Origin of the sequence: Paenibacillus sp. FSL H8-0457 (genome assembly GCF_038051935.1) — a bacterium.
GTDB classification, from domain to species: Bacteria; Bacillota; Bacilli; order Paenibacillales; family Paenibacillaceae; genus Paenibacillus_AQ; species Paenibacillus_AQ lautus_A.
In genome coordinates this window covers 3,281,679-3,300,174 of the sequence record NZ_CP150293.1, presented here as the reverse complement: position 1 = coordinate 3,300,174, position 18,496 = coordinate 3,281,679, and the positions used below count along the sequence as shown (strand labels likewise).

The following is an 18,496-nucleotide window of genomic DNA, read 5'->3' as shown; positions in this document are numbered from 1 at the left end:
TTCTTATCCTGATCTTAATACAGGTCACCTTTACTTTAGCTTACAACTTCCCTTTCAACCTTACATTCCTGTCACATTAGACAAAGGAAGCAGCCCCGGAAACTTGCTTGTCTGCCGCGGGAAGATCGTATACAATGTGTTTAATTTGCCGCAAGTAACGCCCGGGAGGATCGTTTATGAAAATCATGATCGTAGAGGATGACCCGACCATTCGCGGGATGATCCAGTTAGCTTTAACCAAATGGAGCCTGGAAACGGTCAGCGTCGATAACTTTGACCAGGTCGCGTTATGCTTTATTCATGAACAGCCTCATCTTGTGATCATGGATATCAACTTGCCGTCGTATGATGGATTTTACTGGTGTCAAAAGATTAGGGAAATCTCCAATGTGCCGGTGCTCTTTCTTTCTTCCCGCGATTCGCCCATGGATGTTGTCATGTCGGTGAATATGGGCGGGGACGATTATATTCAGAAGCCGTTCCATATGGATGTTTTGACCGCTAAAGTCAATGCGCTGCTGCGCCGGACGTATTCCTATTCGGACATGCAATCCAACGTGTTCGAGCATGAGGGGGTCGTGTTCCTTCCGGACAAAGGGACGCTCACGTATGAAACCGAACAAGCGGAGCTTACCAAAACCGAAGTCAGCATATTGAAGATTCTGATGCAGCAGAAGGGAACCGTTGTGGACCGCAAGAAAATCATGCGTCATCTTTGGCAGGATGAAAGCTTCGTGGACGAAAACACGTTAACCGTCAACATCGTCCGCTTGCGCAAAAAACTGGCCGGCATCGGCAAGGAAAACTGGATTGTAACCAAGAAAGGGCAAGGTTATATGATCCCATGAGCTTCTTTCGATACATAAAGGACAAACGTTATTTTTTGTTGCTGTACGCCGGGATGATGGGCTTTATTTCGATGATTGTTGCCCTATCCGTCAACACGGGCCACGCCTTAGGCAGCATTCTTTATATTCAAATCGTTTGTTTTGCCTTCACCGCAGCCTACTTACTGATTGGCTATGTTTATCGCAGATCCTATTACCGCAAGCTGCAGGAGCTGATCGATCTTGACCGGGAAGATTGGCCTGTCGCTGCCCCTGAACCGCAAAATTCGCAGCAGCGGCTGTATCTCGAGCTTTTTGCCAAATTGCACCGGCATCATGAACGGGACCTCCGGAAACTCAATGAAGAGAAAATAGATCACCAGGAATTTATCATGTCCTGGATTCATGAGGTAAAGCTACCGATTGCAGCAAGTCGTTTGCTCATGGAAAACAGCACGGAGGAAACGGCAGATTCCCTGGCCGATAAACTTGAGGACGAACTGGATAAAATAGAAAATTACGTGGAGCAGGCACTGTACTATTCTCGAATCGATTCTTTTTCCAAGGATTATTTCATCACGGAAGAACCGTTGGAAGCGATCATTAAAACCTGCGCGAAAAAATTCGCCAAGACGTTTATCAATAAACAGATTCGGTTACATATGGAGGACATTCGGCAAACCATCCATACCGACCGCAAATGGCTTGGATTTATCCTTGATCAAATCGTTTCAAATGCGTTGAAATATACGGACGAAGGCGGGAACATTACATTTACGGTGGAAGAAGACCGTAAAGAAAAGCGGTTGAACATTATAGATACGGGGATCGGGATCCAGACGGAAGACCTCCATCGAGTCTTTGAGAAAGGATTTACCGGATCTATCGGAAGAAGCCATCCCAAATCGACCGGCATGGGACTTTATCTTGCAAAACAATTGGCGCATAAGCTGGGACATCATTTGTCTATCCGGTCGGAGGCTGGAAGGTATACAGCAGTCACGATTCATTTTCCGAAAACGGATACGTATTACCGCTTATAAAGCGGTAACGGTATGAGCCCGCTGCACAATCTAAAGCGAAGAAGCCGCCAATATGGCGGCTTCTTTAGCGTATTTAGTTCTTGTCGACTGGCAGTCATCAAAGTCATCCTATAAGACCATATCAAGCATGTTACGATCGGATCCCCATGTCGCTCAGAAGCACGGTTCCCCGCTTGGTCAGGTTGAATTGAATACGGACCTTGCTCAGCTGCTGCGGGTTGAAGTCCGGATTCATTTGTTCAAAATCGCTTAACGGGAAATCATAGCTTTGAAAAACGGGCTCCGAAATGTTCCCGGAATTCGAGAACGGCCATTTGAGAAGTTTACCTTCTATAACAGGCGGCAATTTGGATATGTGGCTGAGGGGAAGATGGGCCTGATTGCCTTTCTTGTCTTCAACGGAAACCGTTGCATTGATCAGTTCATTCGAGTCGCCGCTCGCGTCTTTTCCACGGGCGTCCGCCATCGAAAATACGACAGAGCTTTCCGTTCCCGTTTCCATGCCGCGTTCCGGCAGCGTGACCGTGAAGGATGCAGGTTCGGATTCTCCTCTCGAGTCCCAGCCTAAGCGAACCGCGCTGTAATCGGCCAAGCCATGCTTGGTCCTTACCTTCTCCTCCTTCCATACCCGGAGATGTTCGCCCATCAGGCTGCCGCCAGGCAGCGTCGTGCTCTGCAGATCGATGTCTTCTTCAAAATCGGCAATCATGGTCGTCCCCGAATCGTAAACATTGCCCACGTACAGGTTGTCGGGAATCCATTCCTTGGCGTAACCCAAATCCGTGAACATCTCCCGATATTGACGTTGGTCCATAAGCGTTGCATCGAGAAAACCGGAAATAAACACCTTGGCAATCGTTTCCTGCTCTTCCCGCGGCATGATCTGACGAAGGTTAAAGAGACGATTCGCTAGACCTGCTCCATCCCCTCTGTTCCAGCCTCCGTTGAACTGGCCATGGTTGGCCCCATAGACATAAATCATCGACTTCATGTAATCTTTGCCTTCGGTATAACGAATCCGATGATATTGTTTGGCAGCGTCCAGGCTGTTGACGTCCATATCATGAGCTCCATGCAAAGAGAGATAATTCACGTCCTGCAGCGGCAGCGGTTTGCCTTGCGGCTGATACTGCCCGTCCGTTCCCGCAATGGAAACGAGAGAGCGGATCGAGAAGTTATAGTCGAACTTGATATGGCCGTGATCCGGGTGACGTCCGAGCTTGTTATAGGCTGCGGCGATCGCGACCGCTTCGCCTCCCCTGGAATGACCGATGAGGGCGATTCGTTCCATATCGACCTTTTGATAAAACGGGTTGTCCGGATCGCTGTTCCAGCCCTTCCATGTCTTCAAATGCTCCAGCAGCAGCAGACCTCTTGCCGGATTTTCGCGTTGGAGGGCGCTAACCAGAAAAAGGTCCTCGTATGGGGCGGCATTCAAGAAATTTTCATCCACGGAGACGAAAATATACCCTTTGCTCGCGAGCAGTTTGCCGAGGTATTCGTAACCGGGATCGGAATAATCGTTCATTAAGTGGTTTCCATGCACAATCAGGACCAGCGGAAATGCCCCCACCCCTTCGGGATACCATACTTTTCCGTTTAACGGCAGGGCATCCGGTCCGAATCCAAGCGACTTCGTACGCCCTGAGGACCATTTCTCGACAAACTCGGTTGCATCAACCGTTTTGGTCGTCAGCGAACCGCTTTGATTAAACTCTTTCCGGTAGTTGTCAGGACTTCCGTATAACAGGCTTTGGACGGGATATGGGCCTTGTTCTGCCGGATTATTCATCGTCGAGTCTTCATACCGGCTTGAGGTTTTCAGCTGTTGTAACGTGACGCCCGGAGCAGCTTCATCTCCCTCCCGAATCAGCCAGAAGCTGCCCGCTCCGATCACGATGGCGATCAAGGACAAGCAGGCCAAGGCGCCGATTCTCCTTGCTTTTGAGACTTGCCTGTAGCTTCCGGCTGCAATTTTATAAAGCAATGCCCCAAATAAAGAAAAAACAAAGGCAAAACATGCAATGAACAAGGCCGATACTTTCGGCGGCACGGTGAAGCAGAATGCAAGCAAGGTCAGTGAGCCTGTCAACGTCCAAATATAACGGCTTGGCAGTTTCTTGACTCCGTGCAGCAGCAACGCTGTCAAGCCGCTTATCAAGGCAATCGCTAGGACAAACAAAAACGTGCCCGCGATATATTTTATGAAACCGTGCCCCGTCAATAAATAATCGGCCTGGATCAGGATTAGAATGAAGGCGATGCCTCCTAGTCCAAGCGACGCTCCCTTCCATCCAGGAGTTAAAGGCTGCAAACGTTTCCGGTTTGCAACGATTCTTTGTATAATGGCAATGCCCTTCTCATTCTCTTTCTCTTTTTGTATTTCCACTCTTCCCAGTCCTCCTGCACTCTATTTAGTAGATCGTTCTACATCTGAGGATACCGGATCACTCTTTCTGTGCACTTTCTCAATTCTTTCAGAAATCTTACATATTGCTCGGCAGAAACAGAATGAAACTCGTTTGCCCGTTTGTTGTTGTAAGCCTGATCTTTCCTCCATGTTTCTCTGCCACTTGTTTGGCAATCGCCAGACCGAGTCCCGTGCCGCCATCGCTGGTCCGTGCCCTGTCTCCGCGAACGAAAGCTTCGAACACCTTATCCTTCAGATCATCCGGGATACCGGCGCCATCATCCGAAACGTGAATCTCAACCCCGTTCTCTGCGGTTACCAATTTCAATTCCACGGTTGTGCCGGGAGGGTTGTATTTCCATGCATTGGACAGCATATTGGAAACCGCCCGGTACAACCAGATCGCGTTGAACGGGACCCTCAATTCCCGATTGGGAATATCGTAACGGAAATCAAGCTGTTTATCTTCGAAAACTTCATAATATTCGGCTGCGATTTCCCTCGTAAATTCCGTAATGTCGGAGAATTCCACGGAAAAAGGAACATCGGGACTGTCCAGCTTGGACAGGTCAAAGATATCGTCAATCAGCTCCGACATCAGACTGGCTTTGTCGGATATCAAACGCAAGACCTGGCGTCTTCTCTCTTCCGTATCCACGAGTCCCGCCTCCAGCGCTTCGATATAGCCCCGTATGGTAGTCAACGGTGTCTTCAAGTCATGGGAGATGTCGATCAGCATGCGCTGCTTGCTTTCTTCCAGCTCCTGCTTTTCCCGCTCCATCCGCTCGAGACGCTCTGCCATATCATTGAAATCGTCCTGGATCTGCGCGAGCTCATAGCTTGCTTTGAAGTTTAGCCTTTTGCGGTATTGACCTTGGGCAATGTTTCGAATGCCGTCGGCTATGGAGCTGAGCGGAGTCGTGAGCCTCGAAGCGGTCCTTCTTCCGAACGCATACACGGTGATCGCAAACAAAACGAGAAACAGAAGCAGGGTCTGAAGAGCCATTTTATAAAATACGCGCTTTTGTTGATCGCTGTAGCTCTCCTCTGGCGTAGCGGGAGAATAGCCCTTCTGTGTTGCCTCCTCCACCTTTGTCTGCCCGGATGAATCGAGAAAATAATTCATGATTTGGGCATTCAATATAAACAACGATAACGCCGCAATGATGGCAATCGTAACAAAGAAATACAAGTATTGTCCGATCAGCGAACGCTGCAAACGATTAGGCGTTTTCATGCGTTTAACTCATCTTTCTTGGCAAACCGGTAGCCGAGGCCGCGGATGGTTTTGATATAAACGGGGTTTCTCGGATTGGTCTCGATTTTGTCCCGCAGCCTGCTAATCTGCACCATAACGGCGTTATCGTCGGCCAGGTACAACTCGTCCCAGGCATGCTCAAACATTTGACGTTTCGTAAATACGCGCCCCGGTTCTCCCATAAACAGGTTTAACAATTTATATTCGATCGCGCTGAGCGAAATGGGCTTTCCTTTGATATACAGCATGTATTCGCGATGATCCAGCACCAAATCACCGATGCGGGTGACGGAAACCGGGTCAGGTTCCGACGGCTCATTGAATTCATAGGACCGTCTTAACTGGGCCTGAATTCTTGCCATTACTTCCATCGGGCTAAACGGTTTGGAAACATAATCGTCTGCTCCGAGCTTGAGACCCGTGATTTTATCGAGCTCCTGATTTTTGGCCGATACGAGAATGACCGGGATTTTATAATCCTGTCTAATCGTGCGGAGCAGCTGGTATCCGTCGATGACCGGCATCATGATATCGAACAGAGCGAGATCGACGCGTTGGCTTCGGAGATGCTCAAGCGCTGCAAGTCCGTCGAAGGCTGCCAAAGTCGTATATCCTTCTGCGTCTAAATAGAGTTTCAGCATGTCTACGATATCCGGATCATCATCGACCACAAGTATGGTTCTGGGCATAAATAGCATCCTCCTTCAAGTAGTATAGGGTTCTCCTTGGAAGGCTAATTTCCTTTTTTGCGTTGTCTCGTCAGCATTATTAAACAGAAATAACCTCTCACCGGATACGGCGGAGGTCATTTTATGATTGATTCATTAGCGTCCGATAAAACCAAACAAGAGAAGCTGGTTAAGCTCAGCCATCTTGTCGTTATAATTCCCGGCTCTTGCCCAGGAAGCTTGCAGCGTCCCGACGGCATTCAATAATTCCAATAGGGTCTCCAGCGAGACCGAAGAATGAATCGCCCCTTCCTTCTTCCCCAGCTCAATAAATTCCTGAATAAGCTCCATTCTAATGTTATTTGTGCTTTCGCTATATAAACTCGCCAGCACCTGATCCTCGACCGCGCCTGGGGTACAAAGCAATTGATAGTCTTGGTCGGCGCAGATCGCAAGCACGCGGGATAACTTGTCTTTAAACTCAATATCTTGTTTTAACAGCTCCGTGGCCATACGGATGGTATTCTGCATCAGAACGTTTGCGCATTCTTTGACCACCCCTTCTTTGCTGCCAAAATAGTTATACAGCGATACGGACGACACTCCGGATTCTTCGGCAATGTCTTTGATGCTGACGTGGACGAAGCCTTTTTCTTTGAACAGCTTTAAGGCCGCTTGAACGATCGCATCCTTCTTCTGTTGGGTTCTCACTTCGAATTTGTTCATCAAAATCCTCACTCGCTTCCGCATTCATCACTACACCTAGTTTAACATGACCTGCACAGTTTTTAAATTATTCAGTCAATATTTAAAAACTTCTTGACAGTCTTAACAAGATCCATATAGAATCAAGCTATAATTTTTAAATATCGAGTCGATTATTTAAAAACTATGTTCGATACATGAAATATGCGCTTGAGCAAACACGTTTTGATCCAAGCGCTCAATCTACAATGGGGGACCTATTATGCGAATATTGGTTTACGGCGCAGGTGTTCTGGGCAGTTATTTAGCCCACGAACTGGTGCGCGTAGGACACAACGTCGCGATGCTGGCCAGAGGACGAAGAGCGGATGAGCTTGAGAAGAACGGCAATGTCATCCGGCATTATTTTCAATTCAAAACTACGGTTCATAACGTGAGGGTCATTCGCGAGCTAGAGCCGGACGATGTATATGACCTTATTTTTGTCGTGATGAAATATCCGGATTTCGAGGCCGTATTGCCTGCACTGGCTGCGAATCACAGCCGCCATGTCGTGATCATGGGCAACAATGCAAGCCCTCAGGACATGCAAACCTACTTGCAAGCCCATAGTTCTGTGACGAAACATGTGGCCTTCGCTTTTCAATCGATCGCTGGCTGGAGAGAGAACGGCCTTGTCATTAGCGTGCGCGGCCCAAGAACCAAAATCAATATCGGAGGTTTAGGCGAGGATCTGTCTTGGCGGCCGTTCATCGATCAGGCTTTGGCAAACACCAAATATGCATGGACCTACCAAAAAAATATGAATGAGTGGCTGAAGAGTCATTATGTTATGATCTTGGCTTTGAATTCCATTGCTTCTGCATATAACGGGAATTTGCGCAGAGCCGCCAAAGACAGGAAGCTTCTTCATCTTGTCATCCATGCTATGGATGAGGGGCATCAAGTATTAGAGAAAAACGAGTTCACGGTTACGCCTGCCGCTCAAAAGCAGTTCGCCCGCAAAAACAGAAAGCTCTTTTACATTCTATTGAAGATGATGCTGTCTATCCCGATCAGCAGAATTCTGTTAAGTGATAAGGCGGTGTCGGCCAACGAGGTAACAGCGCTGCAGCAAGCTTTTGCCGAATTAAAGAAAAGCGCGAATATGGCGACGCCGCATTGGGATGAGCTTCAACAATATTCCCTGCCTAAGCGGCAGAGATCTTAAATGATGGCTTATGGATCGATCCCGTAGACAGTATAAGAAGCTTTTGAGTAATTCAAAAAAGAATCTCTGCTCAACCAGCGAGCAGAGATTCATGAACCTTCAGGCGTACATTGCTAAACATCCCCTTCTCTCTCCCTGATATGGCTGGAGTTTGAAGCAGCCAAGCCTCCTTTTCGCTCGTACGCGAAAATAACCATCATCATGCTTAACATTGCACAGATCATGTACATGGTGGAGTAGGACAAATAATCGGCGATCGGTCCCATCGCGACCCCGCCCAAGGATATGCCTAAATCGGCCATCGCAATGAACAGACCGATTAACACGTTGCGATTGGACGAGGGCAATACAAATGACAAATAAGTCGTTAACGTAGGGTACAGCAGCGCCTGGGCCATGCCCATAAGAATGGCGCCTGCGTAGAGCAGCATGCTTCCCAACTCTGAAGACAGGCTGATGCATGCCGAAGCCAGGGTTACAAGAAGCATGGTACCCATGATAAACCATGAATGCCATCTGCCATCGGACGGAATTCGTTTTCTCAGGACAAACCGCGAAGCGACTACGACCGCAGCCTGGAGCATCAAGTAAATCCCGGCGCTGCCGCTGTTCAGCTGCTCGCCGTATAAAGGCATAAACGTGGTGACCGCTCCGAATACGATGGATGCCGACAGCATCAAGACACTGCATCGGAACAGGAACCGATTCTTGACGATTTGCCCGAAGGATTGGAACACGCCTGAACGGCTTGTCGCTTGTTCTGATGGGGCCTTCTCTGTGTCCATCTTGACGCTATACCCGAATAAACCTGTACAAATGGCGATAGCAACAAGAATAAGCGTGAATGAGTCCATGCCGCCCGTCTGCCAGAGGCCTAATGCGAGAACCGGACCGATCACGCCCGGGATATAGGTGAACAATGAATAAAATGAAATGCCTTGCGAACGCTCCTTCTCAGGCAGTGCATCAATGATGCCGATCTGCAATGCCATCGAAAAGAAAGCCGTGCAAATGCCTTGCAAAATTCGAGCCATGAGGTATCCCCCTAATCCGGTACAAGTGTACAGAATCAGGGCAGTGCCGTTTACCAACAGAACCAGGCGCAGCACCTTAACTGGCCCATGCTTTTGGATCAAATGCCCGGCCCAGGGCCGAAAGAACATCGTTGTCAGCATGTAAGCCCCCATGACGAGACCGATGGTTGTGCTGCTGGCTCCCCATGCGGCTCCTTGAAGCGGAATGATGACGTTAAGTAAGGCATTGGCGCTGAAATAAAGCAGGGCCAGCGTATATAAACGCAAAAACGGCCAAGACATCGCTCCACTCACTATATTTCTCCTCCTGCTTGCGTGTAAACGTTAGAACGTAATCAAATGCTCCATTAATCTTTTGGCATAATCCGACTGAACATGCTTTAATTGCTTGACGTCGATCGTCTCCTCCACCTTGCCGCTTCTGAAAATAAGTACCCTGTCGCAAATATAAGCGGCAGCTTGAATGTCGTGCGTGATGAAAACGTAACTCATCTGATAGATGTCTTTAAGCTCCTTCAATAAGCGGAGGACCTGTATCTGTACGGATACGTCCAAAGAGCTGATCGCCTCGTCGAGCACGATGCACTTGGGCTCCGTGGCAATCGCTCTGGCAATGCAAACTCTCTGCGCCTCTCCGCCGGATAACTCATGCGCATATTTTGTTTTGTAGGAAGCGTTCAACCCGACCTGATGCAGCAAACGATCGACTCGGGCGTCTTGGTCGGAACGTACCGGACCCCGTGCCGTTAAGGGTTCCATGATGGCTTCCTTCACGGTATAGAACGGATTGATCGAAGACGTATAATCCTGAAAAACGGCACTCATATTGCCGGAACGCACATGACGATTCCTCACATCGTTTCCTTCGAATAAGACGGCCCCTTGGTCCGGTTGTTCAATACCCAAAATCAATCGTCCAAGCGTAGATTTTCCGCTTCCGCTCTCGCCGATGATGCCAAGGCATTCGCCGCTTCCGCATTCGAAGCTTACATCATACAGAATTTGCTGCTTTTTCCTCGAAAACAGGCCGCCTACCCGGTAGGATTTATGAACGTTCTCTACCTTCAGCACGTTACTCCCCCCTCATAATCTCGTTGAAATGGCTGCTCAGCTCAAGACGGGTAGAAACCAGGTACTGCGTATAGGGATGCCGCGGTGCCGATAATACCTCTTCAACGCTCCCGCTTTCTACAATGACGCCATTTCTCATGACCAATACTTCATCGGCAATCTTCTTCACGACACCCAAGTCGTGGGACACGAAAATCATGGAGCCTCCCATTCGCTCACGGAGCTGGATGAATTGTTCAACGACCTCGTATTGCGAGATGGTATCGAGTGCCGTCGTCGGCTCGTCGGCGATCACGATGTCGGGCGAAAGAACCAGCGTGAGCGCAATCATCAAGCGCTGTAGCATGCCGCCCGATAGTTGGTAAGGGTACTTATTCATGGTTTCGATCGGATGGTTGAGCATGACGCTCTCCATCGCTTTTTTCATCATGGTTTCGACTTGGCTCTTGCTCCAGCCGAAATGCGCCTTCAACGTCTCTTGGAAATGAACGCCGACTACGGAAGATGGATCAAACGCTCCCATGCCGTTCTGCATGATCATCCCAATCTGTTTACCCCTTCTTCTTCTCATTTCTTTATCTGAAAGTTGATTCAAATTCTCGCCTTTGAACAGAATCTCCCCGGATTGACGAATCCAGGGCTTATGCAATCGGATGATCGATCTGCACGTAAGGGATTTTCCGCTCCCGCTTTCCCCTACGATGGCCAGGCAGGTTTGGGGCTTTAACCGAAAAGAGCTGTCACGGATGATCTCTTTGCCCTCATTCGCATCCCATACCCTCAAATGGTTAACCTCTAGCATATTCAACATTCGGTTTCTCCACCTCTGCAATTCGCGGCTGCTTGCCGGAGTTCATTCGTTTGGGATCCAGCGCGACCTGAAGCCCATCCGCCAGAAAATTAAATGCCGATACGGCAATGACGATCGCCAAGCCGGGCGCCAACATCAGTTCGGGATGTGAAAACATAACCTCTCTCGCTTCATTCAGCATCATTCCCCATTCGGCGTGAGGGGCCTTGATGCCCAGTCCCAAGAAGGATAATCCGGAGATTTGCAATATCATGGAGCACATCGAACCACTGGCAATGACGGCAATATCCGAGAATGTCACGGAAACGATATGCTTCATAATGATTCTACGATTGCTGATACCGGCTGCTTTTGAAAACTTCACATAATCCATTTCGGCATACTGCTGGACCGACGTTCGGATGACGCGGGCAAACCACGCCCATTTCATGGCAACAAAGGCAATCAGGATGTTCTCAAGGCCTGCACCCAGAATGCCGACAACCGCCAGTGTCATGACATACCCGGGAAAAGAAAGCATAATATCGCAAATTCTCATCAGAATCGCGTCCGTTTTGCCTCTGAAGTAGCCTGCCACGAATCCAACGGCCGCTCCTACGCCTACCGATGCCAACAAGGCGGCCAGAACCCATAAAATACTGGGACGTATGCCATAAATCAGCCGGGACAGGATGCATCTCCCCAAGTGGTCGTTGCCGAACCAATACGCCCTCGACGAGCCGGCATAACGCAGCTTCATATCGACATAGTTCGGATCATGCGGCGCGAATATAGGGGCGAACAGCCCCAAGATTACGATTGAAGCAATAAGGAGCAGTGACAGGCTGGCCAGCTTGTCTCTGCTCAGATTTTTCAGTGCTCTCATCAGATTTCCTTCCTTAATTTCGGATTGAACGCAGCATTGATCATGTCCGACAAGGTGTTGAATAAGACAAAGGCTACAGCCAGTATCAGGACATAGGCCTGAATGACCGGAAAGTCCCTGCTCAATATGGATTTCACGCTCAGGCGCCCAAGTCCCGGCCATGCAAATACATTTTCAATGACTACGGTACTGCCCAATATAATAGGGATCGCCATGCAAAAGATGGATACGGCGACTTGCAGCGAATTTCTTAGAATATGTTTCGTAATCTTCCTCTCAGGCAAACCGCAAGCTCTCCCATAGACCACATAGTCTTCGTGCAAGTGACTCAGCATGGAGCTTCTTACGTTTCTGAAGTAAATGCCGACATAACTCACCGATATGACCGTTACGGGAAGAATATAGCTTTGATAGGAGTCCATGCCGCTGGTCGGCAGCAAGTCGAGCCGGACGGAGAAATACCAGATCAAGATCGAAGCCAGCCAATAGGAAGGCATCGCCGTCAGAAAGAAAGAAACGCCTCTTACCGATCGATCCAGCATTTTGCCTTCGTTTAATGCGCAGACAACCCCCAAGATGACGGACATGACGATAATGATGATCGACGAAACCAACGTTAACTTTAACGTGTTGAGAAACGCCGGGCTGATCAAGGACCACACCGATTGTCCCGTGACGTAGGACTCCCCGAAGTCCAATTGAAGACAGGCCATCACCCAGTCGGCATATTGTTTCAGGAAGGGCTGATTCAATCCCAGCTCTTCACGCGTCTTAGCGATCAGTTCCTCCGTGATTTCGGGAACTTCCTGGGCGCGGAGCACCACTTCGGCAGGATCCATGGGCGACAGGTTGATCAATAGAAAGGTCAAGAATGAAATCATGAGCAGAATCGGAACGGACAGAAATAATCGTTTAGCTATATAACTTCCCATAATGACTCCTTATCGATTGATGAGCACGCAGCCTATTCGAAATACATTTGTTCAAAAGGCAGCTCAAATTGGGTTTGCTTGAACGTAATGCCTTTCAAGTTCTTCGGTGCGAGAACCGTGACGCTCCCGCTCGAAATCGGGATAAACACGGCTTCATCGTGAACCGTCCGCATGATCTCGGCATACAACGCCTTTCTGGCTTCCTCGTCAGTCGATACCATAACCTGCTGTATCCGGTCATAGAGATGATCCGCTTCGGCGATCCCTTTGGTCGTTTGCAGATAAGAAGCCTCGGAAGTGAACGCAGCGATGGTGCTTTGGGGGTCATACGCCAATCCCCAGGTCTGATTAAACAATAACTCGTAGTCCCCCGTAGACCTTCGATTCGCGATCGAACTCGATTCTTCGCCGATGATATCCAGCTTGATCCCGATCTGCATTAGCGCATGCTGAATGAATTCCGCCTGTGTTTTTTGCGAGGATGAATTGCTGTCATAATATAAGCTCATGGCCAGCTGCTGCCCGGACTTGGTCCTGGCCTCGTCGCCGCTGCCTTTTTTCCATCCGGCTTGTTCCAAGATTAACTCGGCCGCTCCCGGATCATAGCCGCGTTCCTTCAATTCGACATCTGCATAGTTCACGTTGGACGAGAACAGCCTGTTCGCCTCGGCTTCGGTTCCTTCGAATATGTCCTTGCTGATCGTTTCGCGATCGATTGCATACCAGATTGCCTCACGCACCGCGGTTTCGCTTACCGGGCTGTCCGATTTGCTGCTGTTGGCGACTATCATTTTCGTATTCATGGCTTCGCTGCGAACAAGCTGATAGGTTCCGGCGTCAACCAGTTGATTCATCGCTTGCACGTCGATGCTGTCTGCCCCCCGATCATCGGTGAATACGAAGTTCACCTCTCCTTTCTGCATGGCCAGAAACGTCGTCTCGCCGGCAGGCAGCACCTTGGCCGTAATTTTCTTGATTTTCGGCGCACCGTTCCAGTATTCTTCATTGGTGGTAAAGACGGCGTACTCATCGATTTTATGCTCCGTGAACTTGTAAGGACCTGTACCGTTATGGCCGTTAACGCCATCCTTCGTTTCCCCTTGCATGAAGTCCTTTGGCGATAGGAATACATACGGCCGCGTCATGGACAATTCGACCAGCGTTGGGTAATAAGCTTCGCTTAAGATCAATTGGACAGTGTATTCATCCACGACCTTCACGTTTTTGATTTTGCTTGACAGCTTAATCCAGGCATGTTTTTCGGCATTACGCTGCACGGCGTCGATGTTCAATTTGACGGCTTCGGCATTAAACGGTTCTCCATCATGGAACTTCACGTCCTTTCTTAAATGAAAGGTATAGGTCCGGCCGTCTTCGGAAAGGTCCCAAGATTCCGCAAGCAGCGGCTTGATGCCCTCCTTCGTGTTCTCCACCAGCGACTCGTATACCATGCCCTGAGCCGGCATGGACCCCGTGTACAAATGCGGGTTCATATCATGAATATCTTTTGCTGTCGCATAGATTAATTCATCCAGGACAGCCGATGCGGATTTGTTTTCCTGATACGTCTCTCCGCAGCCTGCCAAAAGCGCGAATGTGCATAAAAACATCCATATGATTACGGTTTTTCTTTTCACGGTTTTCCTCCTGCTACCCACTTGATTATGTTAACGTTCATGTATTGGTTAGGTCCTTGCATATCATGGCCAGTTCTTCTCCGAAACTCTGAACCGCGAAGGCGCCGGACAACGACCGGTCCTTATGAGCAAGTGCCACGCTGACGATTTTGCCTTCATATGCTGAAATGAACCGATCGATGGTTGGACATTCCACCTTTAAGAAGCCGGCGATGCCTTGTATGATCTTGATCCGATAATAGTCCTCCTTCGGCATTCTCGGGATATCCAGGCAGCCTTCCAGATTGATAAACAAACTCCGGATCGGCACCGCCGAGAAATCGAAGTACTTTCCCTCAGGATCCGGCTGAGAGAAGGGATCGATCAACAATGAGGCGTAACGGATATACAATAAATACTCTTGATGAATGCTTTCCAGGTGCTCGAAGCAATCGATATCCTGTCGTGATAAACTCTCATTTCTCACCGGATAGTTATCATCCGTCATAAACTTCAGCAAATTGATGCGTCCCATCCCTAATCGGTCTAAGATGCTCATCATTTCCTTCCACTGGGATAGCATATCGCGGATCAGATCTTGCGTAATGGGGCCTTCAGGGAAAAGCTTATAGACATACTTGCGAGAACCCGATTCGTCAAAAATGGCGTTTAATGAGAAGTCATTCATGAACAAAGCGGGATGAACATATAACGAAATATTTCGCGCTTCAGCCTCCAAGGGCGTCCTCATGAATTCCACTTCAATGTCCGATTGCTTATACAGACCGCACAGCCTGTCGACAAGATCTGAACGGCCACGTGTCGAGCCGATATAGACTTTTTTCTTGACCCCCGTCGTTATGACCTGATTGGAAACCCGGTCATCCACCCATCTGGTGTCCCCGATATATGTAGAAAAACTTATGACTTCCGCACCCGGATTCAATTGCCCGATATAACCGGTTACCAATCTGTTGGAACCGAACGTCGGGGAAATCAGCACCAAGCTGTTTACTTTTCGCAGAACGTCTTGGTCGATCTGTCGCATGACTTCCAAATAGGCGTCGGTGGTCACTGCCAAAATCAGGGTATCCCACTGGCCTTCGATCGTCTCAATGCCACGGAATACGCCATCCAAGCGGCACTCGCCTTCCAAGGCATGATGTTTTTCATTTTGGATGCTTACGCGAACCCTTTGACCGCTGGCCGCAAGCGATTCAAAGAAATCCGCGGAACGGACCGATTCCCGGCCCGCAATGCCCAAATGACAACGGTACCCTTTCTTAAGGATCACTGCCAGCTGCAAGGCGGCTGGACCCGTTCCCAATATCAGGACTCGCTTCATATCTCTCATAAGAACACCTCACTTCGATTATCCATGTGTTATGGTGCCTTTTTGTACAACGCGATGTCGAATATATCGTTTTGGCGCAATACCGTATCAACTAGTTTCCATTTGTCGTCATCCGTTTCTTTCATGGGGTAATTGAATAAAGACTTCAAACGGTTTCCGTGCCTCATGGCCACAACGACCTTTTCGTTCGTTAATGGATGTAACCGCTCCAACAGGTCGTACTTTTCAGCAACCGTTGAACTGAAAATGATGTGGGTGACCTCTTGTATGTAATCAAGATTTTCTACTGGTGTATTTATCAGCCGGATCTTCAGCTCCGGGCCCAATGCCTCGATAACCTTGACCCCGAGCCCAATGGCCTCATCGTCAATGTCGATGCCGATCACCTCGGCTCCCGTTCGCTTGGCAATCAATAGAGCCGTCATCGGAAATGCGCCGGAGCCAACCAGCAGTATGATCGACTTCGAAGTCACTTGGAAGCTTCCGAACTCTTTCTCGATGCATTCTTCGATATTCCTGAAATAATCGGTGATCCCCGTGTCTCCCCTGATCAATTTCAATGCGCGATATTTCTCCAGGGTCGCTACGCAGCGTGCCGAATACGCTCTCAATTCCTCCGCAAGCCCGTTTAAACCTCCAGTTCCTTGCCGCTCCAGCTCATCCCAAATATTGGAGTTGGACTGGTCGGTGATAAATGCTGAATAATCATCGACCAGACGTTCCAGCTCCGTTCGGTGACGGGAAATATCATCGAAGCGGTCTGCGTAGTACTTAAACCTTGTTAAATATTCAGCCAAGGATTGATCAAACATGGTTAGTTTCACGATTTCCCACCCCCGCGATATGGTCTTCATCCAGATCAATGAATGCGATGCCTTGAGCTGCAATCCCCACGGACCCTTCGATTTCCAGATGCGTCAACCGGTTTTGATCAAATAGGGCCTTTACATGAATCGTCCCGCCGGGCTGTTTGATGGAAGCCTCGACACCCCTCTTATGCTTCCAAGCTAAGTAGGCGCCTACGGAAGCGGTGCCAGATCCGCAACCTCTTTCCCACACCGCGCTATTAAGCTCCGGTACATAAATGAGCGGAGTCAGTTCCCTAGTGCGGGAGTTGTATAACAGGATCCCGACCATTCTCGTATCGAGAAAGGGTCCGATGTGCTTGGCTATGGCCAACATGCTGCTGTTCATTTGCGCATCGAAGCGCTCCACTTCAATCACGAAATGAACAAAGTCTTTGTATCGAACGACAACCGCATCAACAAGGGAGCACCCGTCTTGAAGGATCGTTTGATCAATTCTCACCGGAAGCGGCATGTTGACCCTGCAGCGATAATCCTCCTTGTTTTTTGTTATATGGCATGACACTAACCGCTCCGCCCCTGAAACCTCTAGTCGAAACTCAGTTGTTAGATGTCGTTTTATCCCCTGGACCTCAGCCAGGTATGCCGCTAGGGCCATGCAAGCATTCCCGCAAAATTCACCTCCTGCCATCCGCAGAAACGCATCCGCATCATCTTTCATGGATTGTTCGATAAAACCAACCTGCTCAGCATAAACATTGTCGTAAGACATGATTTTAGCAGCGACGCGTTTATGTTCATCGGGCGGAAGCTTGGTGTTAATGAGAATCGTCATGTTCTGCGTGGGATTGCATTTCACAAAATCGATCTTCTGCTTCATCACGGGCTCCCTCTGTTCCAATGGATTGCCAGTTGGATTGATGTTCTCTAATCGTAATTGTTACGATTAAGAATGATGAGAATATAGCATGGCTTTTCGAAATAGTCAACATTTTAGCAAGAAAAAAACTCTTTCGACGTCATCATCGGAAGAGTTATTTATGCGTATATTGGCTATCTTGCTTGGAGTAGAAGCGCACGTCTTCTTTATCGTTAATGGTCGCTAATGCCACATCTTGAATATTCTTATGAGCAGGCGTTACTTTTAATTTGAGCCAATCAAGATCCTTTCCGATTTCCTGAAGGAGCAGCATATCGATTTTTCCATCCACGATAATCGGCCTCGAGATCGTAAATGGTTGGGTCACTATGTTCATATCAGACGGAGTAACCGGTTGGTATGGAGTGTCCACGAATACGGAAATGGTTCCCCCCGGTTCCCACAAAGCCAGCGATACTTTCTGTATATCCTCTACTTTCTCTTTTCTAAGCTCGGAGAATAAATAATCGACAGAGATCCTAGCTTTAGACAAGTTATGGAATTGGATGAGTCCATTTTTAACGAGCGTGATGGGTGGCGGATCTATATAACGTTTGATGAACGGCCACTTCAGGCTCAACCATGTCGCCGCAACATACAGCACAATGATCACGATGGTGGTGATCATAGATCCTTCCAAGCCCAATTCCTCGTCTGAGAGCGGGTGAGCTATTATATTGCCGAGAATGAGAGCGACAATGAAATCTAGAAATCTTAATTGAGAAATGGAACGCTGTCCCATTACTTTCGCTACTAAAAGTAAAAAAACAAAGCTAACGATGCCTCTTAAGATCCATTGGACGGACGTCAGCGTTTCTTGGCTTTCAAAAAAATCCAATACCTTCAGCCCTTTCCCACAAAATCTGACATATTCAGTAAGTTCCCCTTATGCTGCAATCTCTATACAAGATCGAGTATATAAGGGAGATCATCAATCAAATAAAAAAGAAGAAATACATCAGCGTAT

Annotated in this window: 17 protein-coding genes; 3 read left to right on the top strand and 14 right to left on the bottom strand. The window is 48.6% G+C overall.

Going from position 1 to position 18,496, the window contains the following annotated elements:
• Positions 1-176: 176 nt before the first annotated feature.
• Positions 177-848 carry a response regulator transcription factor gene (locus MHI43_RS14685; protein WP_036663169.1) on the top strand — a complete coding sequence of 224 codons (672 nt, stop codon included), beginning with the start codon at positions 177-179 and terminating at the stop codon, positions 846-848.
• Complete coding sequence (locus MHI43_RS14680) at positions 845-1,870, top strand: sensor histidine kinase (RefSeq protein WP_015735110.1); 1,026 nt, start codon at positions 845-847, stop codon at positions 1,868-1,870. Before MHI43_RS14685 ends, MHI43_RS14680 begins: the two co-directional genes overlap by 4 nt.
• Before the next feature lie 130 nt (positions 1,871-2,000).
• On the opposite strand, the gene bahA is transcribed toward MHI43_RS14680, so the two are convergent.
• From bahA to MHI43_RS14660, 4 genes are all read right to left on the bottom strand, one after another.
• Positions 2,001-4,259 carry a bacitracin amidohydrolase BahA gene (gene bahA, locus MHI43_RS14675; RefSeq protein ID WP_036663170.1) on the bottom strand — a complete coding sequence of 753 codons (2,259 nt, stop codon included), beginning with the start codon at positions 4,257-4,259 and terminating at the stop codon, positions 2,001-2,003.
• Between the two features lie 97 nt (positions 4,260-4,356).
• Positions 4,357-5,517, bottom strand: coding sequence for a HAMP domain-containing sensor histidine kinase (locus MHI43_RS14670; protein WP_036663171.1), 1,161 nt, complete (start codon positions 5,515-5,517; stop codon positions 4,357-4,359).
• Entirely contained in the window at positions 5,514-6,227 is a 714-nt protein-coding gene (locus MHI43_RS14665) for a response regulator transcription factor (protein WP_036663173.1), read from the bottom strand. Before MHI43_RS14665 ends, MHI43_RS14670 begins: the two co-directional genes overlap by 4 nt.
• Positions 6,228-6,362: 135 nt before the next feature.
• Positions 6,363-6,917 carry a TetR/AcrR family transcriptional regulator gene (locus tag MHI43_RS14660; protein ID WP_341283277.1) on the bottom strand — a complete coding sequence of 185 codons (555 nt, stop codon included), beginning with the start codon at positions 6,915-6,917 and terminating at the stop codon, positions 6,363-6,365.
• Positions 6,918-7,173: 256 nt separating this feature from the next.
• Between MHI43_RS14660 and MHI43_RS14655 the strand changes: the two genes are divergently transcribed.
• A complete protein-coding gene (locus MHI43_RS14655) occupies positions 7,174-8,121 on the top strand; it encodes a 2-dehydropantoate 2-reductase N-terminal domain-containing protein (protein WP_036663176.1) in 948 nt (315 codons plus the stop codon).
• A 113-nt stretch (positions 8,122-8,234) separates the two neighbouring features.
• On the opposite strand, the gene MHI43_RS14650 is transcribed toward MHI43_RS14655, so the two are convergent.
• The 10 genes from MHI43_RS14650 to MHI43_RS14605 form a co-directional block, all read right to left on the bottom strand.
• Positions 8,235-9,449: an MFS transporter gene (locus MHI43_RS14650; protein ID WP_036663178.1), complete on the bottom strand. Its 1,215-nt coding sequence runs from the start codon at positions 9,447-9,449 to the stop codon at positions 8,235-8,237.
• 30 nt (positions 9,450-9,479) lie between these two features.
• A complete protein-coding gene (locus MHI43_RS14645) occupies positions 9,480-10,226 on the bottom strand; it encodes an ABC transporter ATP-binding protein (RefSeq protein ID WP_036663181.1) in 747 nt (248 codons plus the stop codon).
• Position 10,227: 1 nt separating this feature from the next.
• A complete protein-coding gene (locus tag MHI43_RS14640) occupies positions 10,228-11,037 on the bottom strand; it encodes an ABC transporter ATP-binding protein (RefSeq protein ID WP_036663184.1) in 810 nt (269 codons plus the stop codon).
• Positions 11,015-11,902, bottom strand: coding sequence for a nickel/cobalt ABC transporter permease (opp1C, locus tag MHI43_RS14635; RefSeq protein ID WP_036663186.1), 888 nt, complete (start codon positions 11,900-11,902; stop codon positions 11,015-11,017). Before opp1C ends, MHI43_RS14640 begins: the two co-directional genes overlap by 23 nt.
• The gene (gene opp1B, locus MHI43_RS14630) at positions 11,902-12,834 is read right to left on the bottom strand and encodes a nickel/cobalt ABC transporter permease (RefSeq protein ID WP_036663187.1); all 933 of its coding nucleotides are present in this window, start codon (positions 12,832-12,834) and stop codon (positions 11,902-11,904) included. Before opp1B ends, opp1C begins: the two co-directional genes overlap by 1 nt.
• 32 nt (positions 12,835-12,866) lie before the next feature.
• Entirely contained in the window at positions 12,867-14,471 is a 1,605-nt protein-coding gene (gene nikA, locus MHI43_RS14625; RefSeq protein WP_036663190.1) for a nickel ABC transporter substrate-binding protein, read from the bottom strand.
• Between the two features lie 37 nt (positions 14,472-14,508).
• Positions 14,509-15,804, bottom strand: coding sequence for an opine metallophore biosynthesis dehydrogenase (locus MHI43_RS14620; RefSeq protein ID WP_036663196.1), 1,296 nt, complete (start codon positions 15,802-15,804; stop codon positions 14,509-14,511).
• A 29-nt stretch (positions 15,805-15,833) separates the two neighbouring features.
• The gene (locus MHI43_RS14615; RefSeq protein WP_200868617.1) at positions 15,834-16,628 is read right to left on the bottom strand and encodes a class I SAM-dependent methyltransferase; all 795 of its coding nucleotides are present in this window, start codon (positions 16,626-16,628) and stop codon (positions 15,834-15,836) included.
• A complete protein-coding gene (locus MHI43_RS14610) occupies positions 16,609-17,490 on the bottom strand; it encodes a diaminopimelate epimerase (RefSeq protein WP_036663200.1) in 882 nt (293 codons plus the stop codon). Before MHI43_RS14610 ends, MHI43_RS14615 begins: the two co-directional genes overlap by 20 nt.
• Before the next feature lie 154 nt (positions 17,491-17,644).
• Complete coding sequence (locus MHI43_RS14605) at positions 17,645-18,367, bottom strand: DUF421 domain-containing protein (protein ID WP_036663202.1); 723 nt, start codon at positions 18,365-18,367, stop codon at positions 17,645-17,647.
• Positions 18,368-18,496 lie beyond the last annotated feature (129 nt).

Excerpts from the sequence above, each read along its gene's own strand:
- MHI43_RS14685 (WP_036663169.1), top strand. The coding sequence starts at position 177 with ATGAAAATCATGATCGTAGAGGATGACCCGACCATTCGCGGGATGATC.
- MHI43_RS14680 (WP_015735110.1), top strand. The coding sequence starts at position 845 with ATGAGCTTCTTTCGATACATAAAGGACAAACGTTATTTTTTGTTGCTG.
- MHI43_RS14670 (WP_036663171.1), bottom strand. The coding sequence starts at position 5,517 with ATGAAAACGCCTAATCGTTTGCAGCGTTCGCTGATCGGACAATACTTG.
- MHI43_RS14665 (WP_036663173.1), bottom strand. The coding sequence starts at position 6,227 with ATGCCCAGAACCATACTTGTGGTCGATGATGATCCGGATATCGTAGAC.
- MHI43_RS14655 (WP_036663176.1), top strand. The coding sequence starts at position 7,174 with ATGCGAATATTGGTTTACGGCGCAGGTGTTCTGGGCAGTTATTTAGCC.
- MHI43_RS14640 (WP_036663184.1), bottom strand. The coding sequence starts at position 11,037 with ATGTTGAATATGCTAGAGGTTAACCATTTGAGGGTATGGGATGCGAAT.
- opp1C (WP_036663186.1), bottom strand. The coding sequence starts at position 11,902 with ATGAGAGCACTGAAAAATCTGAGCAGAGACAAGCTGGCCAGCCTGTCA.
- opp1B (WP_036663187.1), bottom strand. The coding sequence starts at position 12,834 with ATGGGAAGTTATATAGCTAAACGATTATTTCTGTCCGTTCCGATTCTG.
- MHI43_RS14620 (WP_036663196.1), bottom strand. The coding sequence starts at position 15,804 with ATGAGAGATATGAAGCGAGTCCTGATATTGGGAACGGGTCCAGCCGCC.
- MHI43_RS14610 (WP_036663200.1), bottom strand. The coding sequence starts at position 17,490 with ATGAAGCAGAAGATCGATTTTGTGAAATGCAATCCCACGCAGAACATG.